Origin of the sequence: Streptomyces sp. NBC_01013 (genome assembly GCF_045162765.1) — a bacterium.
In the GTDB taxonomy this organism is placed as follows: domain Bacteria; phylum Actinomycetota; class Actinomycetes; order Streptomycetales; family Streptomycetaceae; genus Streptomyces.
On record NZ_CP108687.1, the window covers coordinates 2,491,367 to 2,503,629 of the forward strand.

Consider the following 12,263-nt stretch of genomic DNA (forward strand, 5'->3'; position numbering starts at 1 on the left):
CCGCCGGGACTAGCGTCGGGGCCCGGTACCCCATTCCTGCCGGGCATGCGGGCGGTCGGTTGTCTCCCGTCTCCGTTCCGGCCCGTCCATTCGTTTCCGCACTGCCACCCGTCGGCGGTCTCCTCGGCACTTCCGTCGCAGTCCGCGGGAAGTTCCGTGCCGAGGCACCGGTGCGGTCCGGCGATCCCGGAACGACCATCCACCCCTTCGCACCTGAACCGGAGTCATCATGTGGGATGAGCAGTTCGACATTCTCCTTCGGAAGCAGCTGTCCTTCCTTCCCCCGGACGAGCCGATCACCGGGGACATGAAAATGCGCGAATTCGGTCTTGATTCGCTGGGCATGATCGAGCTGCTCGCGGGCCTCGAATCGGCGTACGACGTGCACTTCCGCGACGAGGCACTCTCCCTGGAGATATTCGAGTCCCCGGACGTTCTCTGGAACTCGCTGCAACGTCTGCGCTGAGGGCTGCGACCATGCATAGCGTCCCCGCTTTGCGTCTGCAGGAGGGCGACCGGGCCCGGCTGGAGGCGCTGACCCGCATGTCGACCGCGCCGGCCGGGCTCGTGCGGCGAGCTCGGATCGTGCTGCTCGCGGCAGGGGGCGCCTCGAACACGGAGGTGGCCACTCTGCTGCGCGTGTCCCGTCCGACCGTCCTCAAGTGGCGTGCGCGGTACGAGGAATCGGGCATCGCAGCGCTGGGTGATCTGCCCCGCCCGGGCCGCCCGACGACGGTGGACGAGGTGGCGGTCCTCGTCGCCACGCTCTGCGACCGCGGTACGCCGCCGGCCCGACTGCGGGCGCCGTACTGGTCGTCGCGGCTGCTTGCCGGCGAGTTGGGAATCGCCCACTCCACGGTTTCGCGGGTGTGGCGCAAGTGGGGGGTGCGCCCGCATCACCCGGAGACCTTCCAGCTGCCCGCCGTACCGCCCCTGCCGCCCGGCGCACACCGCGGTGTCGTCGGCGTCTGTCGCGCCTCGCCGTGGAACGCCGTGGTCCTGAGGGCGGACGACCGGACGGGGCACCGGCCCGAGGAACGGCTTCGCCCCCTGCTGCTCGACCGGGCCGGCTCGGGGGCCGACAGGGAATCGGCCCCGGCCACCTTCCTCAAGCTCCTGGACGCGGTCGCCCGGGCCCACCCCTACCCGAGGCTGCACGTGCTCCTGGACGGCAACGGAGCAGTGCGTTCCCGGGAGGTACGCGAGTGGCTCGCGAGGAACCCCCGGGTCTCCCTGCACCACGCGCCGGCCAGCCGCTCCTGGGACGACCTCACCGAGTTCCTCCTGCGGGTCGCGGCCCCGATGCCGCGTCCCGGTGCGACCGAGTCCGCCCCGGCGTCAGGCCGGTCGCCGCACGCCCCCGCCGAGATCCGCCGCGGAACCCCGTACGAGCCGCTCGGCGGTCCGGTGTCCGGCGGAGGTCTCGCGGGCATCGAGCACCGCTCCACCCCATCCATCCAACGCCATCCGGGGAACACTCATGGACCAGACGTCGGCCCACGCCCTCTATGACCGTTTCCTGCGCGGACTCGCGCTGTCCCCACGGGGGGTGGCCATCCGTGTGGGCGAGGACTCGCTGACGTACCGGGAGCTGTACGACCGGGCGCTGACCTGGGCGGGGTCGCTGCTGGCCGCGCTCCCCGAGCGGCCGGCCGCTGTGGGAGTGCTCGCGGGCAAGGGCCTCGATGCGTACACGGGCATCCTGGCCTGCCTGTTCACCGGGGTGCCGATGGTTCCCCTGCAGCCTTCCTTCCCGGTGCTCCGCACCCTCCAGATGCTCGAAGCGGCGGGGGTGGAGGCGCTGATCGTGGACGGCGAGGCGACGACGGCGCTGGAGAAGCTGCGAGCGGAGGGCGTCGCGCTTCCCGCCCTGCTGGAAGGGGCCACGGACCATGCCGACGGGGTGATCGCACCCGATCCGGCGGCACGCCTGGCGCGCCCCCACGCGGTCGCACCCGACGACATCGCCTATGTGCTCTTCACCTCCGGCTCCACGGGCCGGCCCAAGGGCGTGCCGGTCACGCACGCCAACGGCGCCCACTACTTCGGCCTGCTCGACGAGCGGTACGACTTCGGGCCGCACGACGTGTTCTCCCAGAACTTCGACCTGAACTTCGACTGCGCGATGTTCGACCTGTTCTGTGCCTGGGGTGCCGGCGGCACGCTGGTGGCCGTTCCGGCGGGCGCCTACCGGGACCTCCCCGCCTTCGTCGCCCAACAGGGCATCACGGTCTGGTTCTCCACCCCCAGCGTGATCAGCCTGATCCGTCGCACCGACCAGCTCGCGGACGGCGCCCTGGCCACGCTGCGCTGGAGCTTCTTCGCAGGTGAGGCGGTGACCTGTCAGGACGTGACGGACTGGCAGCGTGCGGCGACGGGGTCGGTCATCGAGAACCTCTACGGCCCCACCGAGCTGACGATCACCATCTCCCGGCACCGCTGGTCGCCCGAGACGTCGCCGGGGATCGCGGTCGCGGGTGTCGTTCCGATCGGGCCGGTACACGCGGGGCACGAGTGGATGCTGCTCGGCGCGGGCGGCGAACCGGACCCGGTGGAGGGCGAGTTGTGTGTCGCTGGTCCGCAACTCACCGCCGGATATCTGGATCCGGCCGATGACGCGGGCCGGTTCCTCGACCGGGACGGAGTCCGCTACTACCGGACGGGCGACCGGATCCGGCTGGGCGACGACGGGCAGTTGCTCTACCTCGGCCGCCTGGACCAGCAGGTCCAGGTCCGCGGCGTACGGATCGAACTGGCCGAGATCGACGAGGCCCTGCGCCGGTGCCCGGGGGTGGAGGACGCCGTCGCCGTACCGGTGCCGTCCGAGCAGGGCATCACGCTGGCCGCCTTCCACACCGGAGAGCCCGTGCCGCCCGTCACCCTGGCCCGCGAGCTGAGCCGCACGCTTCCACGGGCCGTACTCCCCCAGCACTTCTTCCACATCACGGATTTCCCGCTCAACCCCAATCGGAAGATCGACCGCCGGGCACTGCTGCACCGCGCGCTGGAACAGCTCGGCCGAACGCCCTGAGGCCTTGGCGCAGCAGGGCTCCGGCGCCCAGCTGCGCCACGGATGAGTACGCGACACGCCGACGCGTACCTGATACGCTCAGCGTGTTACGTACTCAGGGTCATGACGGTAGGAAGGCATGGACGTTTGCCATGACAGAAATCAAGCCCCAGGCGGGGCTCAAGGAATGGCTCGGCCTCGTGGTGATCGTCCTGGTCACCCTGCTGATCGCCATTGACATCTCCGTACTGGGCTTCGCGATCACGCCCATCAGCGAGTCACTGAAGCCCAGCGCCACCCAGCTGCTGTGGATCATGGACATCTACAGCTTCGTGCTGGCCGGTGCGCTGATCACGATGGGCTGGGTCGGTGACCGATTCGGGCGGCGGAAGCTCCTGATCATCGGCGCCCTGGTCTTCGGTGTCGCGTCCGCGCTCGCCGCGACGGCGGACACCCCCGAGATGCTCATCGGCTCGCGCGCCCTGCTGGGACTCGGCGCCGCGACGCTGACGCCGACCTCCCTGGCCCTGATCCGCAACATGTTCCATGACTCCAAACAGCGCAAGTCGGCCATCGCCGCCTGGAGCGGCACCCTCGCCACCGGGGCGGCCCTGGGCCCGGTCGTGGGCGGCCTGCTGCTGAACAACTTCTGGTGGGGCTCGGTCTTCATGATCAACACCCCCGTGATGGTGCTGGTGCTGATCCTGGCCCCGATCCTGCTGCCGGAGCGGCGCGACCCCTCGCGCGGCAAGCTGGACGTGCTCGGCGCGTTCCTGTCGATCGCGGGCATCATGCCCTTCATCTACGGCCTCAAGGAGCTGGCCGTCGACGGCTGGTCCCGCGAGTCCGCGATCTGGGCCGGTGTCGGCGCCGTCCTGCTCATCGCCTTCGTGCAGCGCCAGCGCATGACAGCCCACCCGCTCATCGACATCTCACTGTTCCGCTACGGCGGCTTCACCGGAGCGATCCTGACCAACCTGATGGTGATGTTCTCGTTCATGGGCGTCAGCATCCTCACCAACCAGTACCTCCAGATGGTGCTGGGCATGACGCCCTTCCGGGCGGCCCTGTGGTCCATGGCGGTGATGCCGGCGATCGGAATCGCGGTCGGCCTCGTCTCGGCCCTGTCCCGCAAGGTCAAGCCGGTCTATCTGGTCGCCAGCGGGATGCTGGTGATGGCCATCGGGTTCGGGGTGCTCAGCCGCCTCACGGTGGACTCGAACGTCGCCGTCCTGCTGGTGGGCGTGGGACTGATGGCGGCCGGCATGACGGCCTCGAAGACGCTCACGGCGGAGATCGTGGTCACCTCCGCACCGAAGGAGCACGCCGGTTCGTCCACGGCCACCTCGGAGACGTTCACCGAGTTCGGCAGCGCCTTCGGCTTCGCGGTGATCGGCAGCATCGGCTCCGCCATCTACCGGCACGACATGAACGCGGTGGACCCGGCCGGTCTCGGCGGTGAGGCGCTGGAAGCGGTGCGCAACACCATCGGCGGTGCCGCCACCGTCGCCGCCCAGCAGCCGGCCGCGATCGGTGCCGAGCTCCTCGCCACCAGCCGCGAGGCCTTCACCCACGGCCTCCAGGTGGCAGCGCTCTCCGGGGCCGCCGCCATGGTCGTGATGGCCGCGATCGTCGCCGTGCTGCTGCGCAGGGTACCGATCGAGACGGGCGAGCCGATCGACCCGTACGACATCGACGCACCCGCGACGGTGCCCTCCCCCAAGCGCATGCAGCCCACCGCGGGCTGAGGCGCCGGACGCGAAGGAAGGGGGCTGGTTCCCCACCCTGCCGGGTGGGGAACCAGCCCCCTTCCGCATGCGCTCCGCACTGCTGGACTGCCGTATGCGCCCGCCTGCCCCAAGGCTCCGGCATGCCCCACGTGACCTCCGGCCGGGCTTTCGCGGTCCCGGCCGGCGGCCCCGTCAGGTGAGCGGCTTCTCGCCGTTGCGGATACGGACCAGCACATCGATACCGTCCAGGACCCGCTGGAGCCCGAAGGTGAAGTCGTCCTCGGGCTCGTCGAACGCCCCCGCCTCCAACAGCTCGGCGAGAGCGGGGAACGACGCGGAGTCGGCGTACTTGGCCAGCGCGCGGCCGTAGTTGGCCATCAGGTCCGCCTCGCTGATGTCCTGGGTGACGACACCGAGCGACATCTGCACGTTGTTGCGCACGTACCCGATCATCAGCATCATCACGGAGAGCTTCTCGTCCGGCCTCAGTGCGGTGCCGCCCAGGGTGCGCAGGCCGCACTCCAGCCAACTGAGCTGGCCCGGCTCCAGAGGCGGTCCGCTGACCGAGATCTGAAGCATCCACGGGTGCCGGTGGAAGACCTCCTGGAAGGCGCGGGCCCACTGCTCCAGCCCGCCCCGCCAGTCCCCGTCGGCCGTGTCGATACGGGGCGGGGTGCCGTAGGCCATGTCGAGCATCAGCTGGCGCAGCTCGTCCTTGCTCGACACGTGGCGGTACAGCGACATGGTGCCGAAGTCGAGGCTCTTGGCGACACGGGACATGGACAGCCCGGCAAGACCGTCGGCGTCCGCCGACTCGATGGCGGCCGTCACGATGCGCTCGACACTCAGACCGGTACGCGCGGTGCGCTGTTCGCGGTTCCGCAGTTCCCAGAGCACCGCGATGCTGTTCGGCAGGCCGATGCCTCCCGAGCTCTTTCCTTCACCAGTAGTCATCTCGTGCCTGCCTTCATCGGAAGCCTTCCCATGCGTATCACGCACGCATAGAGCATCGTATACGCCTCGGGTCCGCCGTACGCGGAGCCGGTGTGAGACCGGGGGTGGGGAGACGGTACGACACCGCAGCCGGTGGCGTACCGGGCGGTTCCCGCCCGGCTCCCGATGGGGACGTCAGACAGCCGCCGCGGTGGCGGCCAGCTCCGCCGACGGCCGGCCGAGCAGCATCCGGCACTGCCGCAGGCCGCGCGCGCTGTTCCAGCCCAGCCCGCCGACGAGGATCCCGTCGCGGTGGTACGCGGCCACGAACTCCCGGTCGGCGGCGGACCCGCTGATGATCTCCGTCCGTGCGTCCGGAGGGCACCAGCCGATGGTCTGGATCTTCGCCCCGAACTGATGGGTCCAGCCGAAGGGCACAGGGGTGTAAGGCCGCGCGCCCTCGTCGCCGGCCAGCAGGTTGGCGACGACCGCCATGGCCTGCTGGGCGGCGTTCGTCCGCTGTTCGAGCCTGACCCGGGCCCCGGCCACCATCGGGTGGGGCCAGTTGGCGACGTCCCCCGCCGCCCACACCCCGGGGGCGGCCCGGCAGTAGGTGTCGCACAGGACCCCGTCCCCCAGGGGCAGTCCGGAATCGGCGAGCCAGTCCACGGCGGGGACCGAGCCGATCGCGACGACGACCAGATCGGCGTCGACGACGGTGCCGTCCGACAGCAGGACCCCGCGGACGCCTGCGCCGTCCCGAGCCATGCCCACCACATCGGCGCCGAGAACCAGCCGCACACCGTGGTCGCGGTGCAGCCCGGCCACGAGCCCGCCGATCTCGACACCCACCTGGCGCGCGAGCGGCTGGTCGTTCGTGTCGATCAGCGTCACGTCGAGCCCGGCACCGCGCGCCGTGGCGGCGATCTCCGCCCCGAGGAACCCGGCACCGATCACCGCCACCTTGGGGCCTGCCAGGAGCGCCTCGCGCAGACGGACCGCGTCATCAAGTGACCGCAGGACATGGACGCCCCGCAGTCCGTCCCCGCACGGCAGCCTGCGCGGCCGGAGTCCGGTCGCGATGATCGCCGCGTCGTAGGGCAGTTTCTCGCCGGTGGAGAGGGTGACGGTACGGGCGGCCTGGTCCAGGCCGGTGGCCCGGCAGCCGAGGCGCAGATCGACTTCGACGGCCGCCAGCACGTCCTCCTTGCGCAACCAGGTGCTCCGGGGCTCCCAGCCCTCGCCCAGCAACTCCTTGGACAGCGGCGGTCGGTCGTACGGCGGATGACGCTCGTCACCGACGAGAGTCAGCCCGCCTTCGTAGCCCTTGGCCCGCAGCGTCTCCACCGCGGTCAGTCCTGCGGCCGCCGCACCCACGACGACTATCCGGTTCAGCACTCTCGCTCCTCGTCTCCGGTCGGTACTCACGTGAACGCCTGGTGCCACTCCCGGCAGGCCCTGCCGGGAGGGCCCTACGCTTCGCCGTCGAGAATGTCGAACAGCTCGTCCGCGGTGGCCGCGCTGAGGTCATCCGCGGGGGCGTCCTCGCCGAAGAGGGTCCGGCGCAGGTGCGTGGCAAGCTCGGCGGCCGAGGGGTAGTCGAAGATCAGCGTCGGCGCCAGCCGGCAACCGGTCACCTCGTTCAGACGGTTCCTGAGCTCCAGAGCAGTCAGCGAGTCGAAGCCGACATCCAGGAATCCGCGTTCGGCCGGGACCGCCTCGGCACCCGAGTGCCCCAGAACTGCGGCGGCGTGACCGCGCACCAGGTCCAGCAGGGCCCGTTCGCGGTCCTCGGTGCTCAACCCGGTGAGACGGGCCACCAGCGCGGCGGGATCGGCACTCTTCGTGCGGCTCCGGACCACGGGGCCGGTCTCAGTGAGCACCATGTCCCGCAGAAGGGAGTGCAGCGCGCCGGGCTTCGCCTTCAGGGTCGGCACGTCGACGACGAGCGGCACCAACGCCGCCCTTCCGGAGCGCAGACCGGCGTCGAAGAGCCGGAGCGCGTCGGCCGGGGGGAGAGCGGGCAGGCCGCGTGCCGCCATGAGACGGGCGTCGTCGTCGATGGCCTCGGTCAGGCCCGTGGCGACGTCCCACAGCCCGTACGCGAGTGAAGTGGCCGGCAGGCCCTCCGCCCGACGCCGCACCGCCAACGCATCCAGGAACACGTTCGCCGCCGCGTAGTTCGCCTGACCCGCCGCCAGCACCGAACCACCCGCCGACGAGAACATCACGAAGAACGCCAGCTCACACCCATGCGTCAGCTCATGCAGATACCAGGCACCATCAGCCTTCGCACCCAGCACCCGATCCAACCGCGCCACATCCATCGACCCCACAAGGCCGTTGTCACCCGCACCCGCCGCATGCACCACACCAACCAGATCCGCACCCACACCCCCCACCAGACCAGCCACCGCAGCCCGGTCCGACATGTCACACGCCACCACCGACACCTCGGCACCCAAACCCCCCAACTCCGCCAGCAGCTCATCGACCCCCGGAGCCTCCGCACCACGACGCCCCGCCAGCACCAGACGCCGCACCCCACACGCCTCCACCAAATGCCGCGCCACCAAACCACCCAGACCACCCGTACCACCCGTCACCAACACAACCCCGTCACCCACACCGTCCAGGGCCTCCTGCACCACGTCACCAGCCGGCACCTCGACCAGGCGCGGAACCAGCACCTCACCCCCACGCACCGCAACCTCGGGCTCACCCGAACCCAGCACCACACCCGCAACATCCTCGAACGAACCACCCACAGGGTCCACATCCACCAACACGAACCGACCCGGATTCTCCGCCTGCGCAGCCCGCACCAACCCCCACACCGGCGCCAGACACACATCCACCCCAACATCCCCACCCAGCGACACCGCACCACGCGTCACCACCACCAAAGGACCACCCGCACCCTCATCACCGACCAACCAGCGCTGAACCGCCCCCAGCGTCTCGCCCAACACCGACCGCACACCCACCACCGGATCCACACCCACCACCGGCACCGGAACCTCGAACACCACCGCTTCCGACGCACCCTCCGCCGCCCCGGCCCCCACCAACGGCCGCCACACCACCTCATGCAACCCACCACCCACACCCGCCCCGGCCAACTGCTCCACCGACACCGGACGGAACATCAGTCCGCCGATCGTGGCCACAGGGGCGCCGTCCTGATCCGCCAGGCTCAGCGTGAGACTGCTGACTCCCTGGGGCGACAGGCGCACCCGCAGCGAGCGGGCGCCGGCGGCATGCAGGGACACGTTCGACCAGGTGAAGGGAAGCTCGGTCGGCTCGTCACCCGTGACGTCCTCACCGACTCCCAGTGCGTGCATGGTCGCGTCGAGCAGGGCGGGGTGAAGACCAAAGCGTTCGGCGTCCCCGTGCGCCTGCTCGGGCAGCTCGACCTCGGCGAAGACGTCGTCCCCGCGTCGCCACGCGGCCTTGAGCCCCCGGAAGACGGGGCCGTAGACGTAACCCTGCTTGTGGAGCAGCTCGTAGGCATCGTCCGTCCGTACGGCGACTGCGCCGGGCGGGGGCCATGCGGTGAGGTCGAACGCCGGCACCGACTCCCCCGCACCACCACCCACCACACCCTCCGCATGCAACACCCACTCCGCACCCGCACTCTCCCGACGCGAATGCACCCGCACCGAACGACACCCCACCTCGTCCGGACCACCCACCACCACCTGCAACGCCACCCCACCACGCTCCGGAACAACCAACGGAGCCCGCAACGTCAACTCCTCCACCACCCCACAACCCACCTCATCAGCAGCCCGCACCACCAACTCCACAAACGCCGCCCCCGGCAACAACAACGAACCCAACACCACGTGATCCGCCAACCACCCCATCCCCTCCACCGACAACCGACCCGTCAACACCACACCACCCGAATCCGGCAACGCCACCGCCGCACCCAACACCGGATGATCAACCACCACCTGCCCCAAACCACCCGCATCCCCACCACCCACACACTCCAACCAAAACCGCTCACGCTGGAACGCATAGGTCGGCAGATCAACACGACGAGCACCCGAACCCTCGAAGAACCGAGACCAGTCCACCGGGACACCCGCCACATGCAGTTGACCCAGCGCCGCCACAGCCGCGGCCACCTCGGGCCGCCCCTTGCGCACCACCGGGACGAAGACGGCCGCCGATTCGGCGTCCACCGACTGCTGCGCCATCCCGCTCAGCACACCATCCGGACCCACCTCCACAAACGACGTCACACCCCGCGACACCACGAACGACACCGCATCCGCGAACCGCACCGCCTCACGCACATGCCGCACCCAGTACTCCGCCGAACCCCAACCCTCCGACAGATCCCCAGACACACCCGACACCACCGGAACCGACGGAACACCGAACAACAACCCGGCCACCACCGCACCGAACTCCGCCAACATCGGCTCCATCAAAGGCGAGTGGAACGCATGCGACACCCGCAACACACTCGTCCTGCGGTCCTGCGCCTCGAACGTCGCGACCAGTTCACGAACCGCCGCCTCCGCACCCGAGACGACCACGGAACGCGGACCGTTGACCGCCGCGATCCCCACCACGTCATTCAGCAGGGGAAGCACTTCTGCCTCCGTCGCCTCGATCGCCACCATCGAGCCGCCGGCAGGAAGCGCCTGCATCAACCGGCCCCGCGCCACCACCAGTTCAGCCGCATCCGCCAACGACAACGCACCCGACACATGCGCAGCCGCGATCTCACCGACCGAATGCCCGACCAGGAAGTCCGGGCGCACACCCCACGACTCCACCAGCCGGAACAACGCCGTCTCCACCGCGAACAACCCGGCCTGGGCGAACTTCGTCCCGTTCAGCAGGTCGGCGTCCTCACCCCACACCACCTCACGCAACGAACGCCCCAACCGGGCATCCAACTCCACCAGCACCGCATCGAACGCCGCCGCGAACACCGGGAACGCCGCATACAACTCCCGGCCCATACCGAGCCGCTGCGCACCCTGACCCGTGAACAAGAAGGCCGTGGCACCTGCCGGCCGCGCGATCCCGCGCACCACCGAAGACGACAGCTCGCCCTCGACCAGAGCCGTCAGACCACGCACCAGCTCCTCACGGCCCGAGGCCGCGACCACCGCACGATGCTCCAGCACCGCACGCGACACCACCGACGAGAAACCCACATCCAACAACGACGGAGAGGAGTCCTCTCCCATCCGGTCCAGCAACCGCGACGCCTGTCCCGACAGCCCCGCCTCGCTCCGCGCGGACAGCACCACGGGCACGACCGGCAGCTCAACCGCACCAACCGCCTCCGGCTCCTCCACCACCGGTGCCTGCTCCACGATCACATGCGCGTTCGTCCCACTCAGACCGAACGACGACACACCCACACGCCTCGGACGATCCCGCACAGGCCACGCACGCGACTCCGTCAACAGCTCCACCGCACCGGCGTCCCAGTCCACGTGCGGCGAACGCGTCTGCGAGTGAAGGGACTTCGGCAGCACGCCGTGCCGGATCGCCTGCACCGCCTTGATCACCCCACCCACACCGGCGGCCGCCTGGGTGTGGCCCAGGTTCGACTTCAGCGAGCCGAGCCACAGCGGATCGCCCTCCGGACGCCCCTGCCCATACGTCGCCAGCAACGCCTGCGCCTCGATCGGATCACCCAGCCGGGTCCCCGTCCCGTGCGCCTCCACCAGGTCCACGTCCGTGGTCGTGATTCCGGCGTTCTCCAGGGCCGCGCGGATCACCCGCTGCTGCGAGGGACCGTTGGGCGTGGTCATCCCGCTCGACGCGCCGTCCTGGTTGATGGCGCTGCCCCGGATCACCGCAAGGATCGGGTGACCGTTCCGCCGGGCGTCCGAGAGCCGTTCGACCATGAGGACGCCGACGCCCTCCGAGCAGCCGGTGCCGTCGGCGTCGGCCGCGAAGGACTTGCAGCGGCCGTCCGCCGCCATGCCGCGCTGGTGGCTGAAGTAGAGGAACATGTCCGGTGTCGTCATCACCGTCACGCCGCCCACCAGCGCCATGGAGCAGTCGCCCCGGCGCAGCGCCTGGCCTGCCCAGTGGAGGGCCACGAGGGAGGAGGAGCAGGCGGTGTCGACGGTGACCGCGGGGCCTTCGAGACCCAGGGTGAAGGCCACTCGGCCGGTGACCAGGCTGCCGTCGCTCGTGCCCGGCCCGTAGTCGTGGTACATGACACCGGCGAAGACGCCGGTCCGGCTGCCCTTCAGGGAGAGGGGATCGATCCCCGCACTCTCCACCGCCTCCCAGGACGCCTCCAGCAACAACCGCTGCTGCGGATCCATCCCCAACGCCTCACGCGGCGAGATCCCGAACACCCCGGCATCGAAATCAGCCGCGTCATACAGGAAACCACCCTCACGCGTCACCGTACGATTCGGCTTCCCCGGCTCCGGATCGTAAAGCCCCTCCACATCCCAACCACGGTCCACCGGAAACTCCGACACACCGTCCCGGCCCTCCACCACCAGATCCCACAACTCATCCGGAGACCCCACCCCACCCGGATAACGACACGCCATCCCCACGATCGCGATCGGCTCGGTGGCGTCGCCGGTGAG

Annotated in this window: 6 protein-coding genes and 1 pseudogene; 4 read left to right on the forward strand and 3 right to left on the reverse strand. The window is 70.0% G+C overall.

What is annotated here, in order from left to right:
• Positions 1–229 precede the first annotated feature (229 nt).
• The 4 genes from OG538_RS10455 to OG538_RS10470 all read left to right on the forward strand — a co-directional run bounded on the left by OG538_RS10455 (position 230) and on the right by OG538_RS10470 (position 4,758).
• Entirely contained in the window at positions 230–466 is a 237-nt protein-coding gene (locus OG538_RS10455; protein WP_406092341.1) for a phosphopantetheine-binding protein, read from the forward strand.
• Positions 467–495: 29 nt separating this feature from the next.
• A complete protein-coding gene (locus OG538_RS10460) occupies positions 496–1,512 on the forward strand; it encodes a helix-turn-helix domain-containing protein (protein ID WP_406092343.1) in 1,017 nt (338 codons plus the stop codon).
• Positions 1,481–3,031 carry an AMP-binding protein gene (locus OG538_RS10465; RefSeq protein ID WP_406092345.1) on the forward strand — a complete coding sequence of 517 codons (1,551 nt, stop codon included), beginning with the start codon at positions 1,481–1,483 and terminating at the stop codon, positions 3,029–3,031. The genes OG538_RS10460 and OG538_RS10465 overlap by 32 nt, the downstream gene beginning before the upstream one ends.
• A 131-nt stretch (positions 3,032–3,162) precedes the next feature.
• Positions 3,163–4,758: an MFS transporter gene (locus OG538_RS10470; protein WP_406092347.1), complete on the forward strand. Its 1,596-nt coding sequence runs from the start codon at positions 3,163–3,165 to the stop codon at positions 4,756–4,758.
• A gap of 174 nt (positions 4,759–4,932) precedes the next feature.
• Here OG538_RS10470 and OG538_RS10475 read toward each other — a convergent pair whose 3' ends face one another.
• The 3 genes and pseudogenes from OG538_RS10475 to OG538_RS10485 all read right to left on the reverse strand — a co-directional run.
• Positions 4,933–5,694 carry a TetR/AcrR family transcriptional regulator gene (locus tag OG538_RS10475; RefSeq protein ID WP_406092349.1) on the reverse strand — a complete coding sequence of 254 codons (762 nt, stop codon included), beginning with the start codon at positions 5,692–5,694 and terminating at the stop codon, positions 4,933–4,935.
• Between the two features lie 174 nt (positions 5,695–5,868).
• Positions 5,869–7,071: an NAD(P)/FAD-dependent oxidoreductase gene (locus OG538_RS10480; RefSeq protein ID WP_406092351.1), complete on the reverse strand. Its 1,203-nt coding sequence runs from the start codon at positions 7,069–7,071 to the stop codon at positions 5,869–5,871.
• Positions 7,072–7,145: 74 nt separating this feature from the next.
• Positions 7,146–12,248 (reverse strand): annotated as a pseudogene (locus tag OG538_RS10485) (type I polyketide synthase); the annotation flags it as partial.
• Positions 12,249–12,263 lie beyond the last annotated feature (15 nt).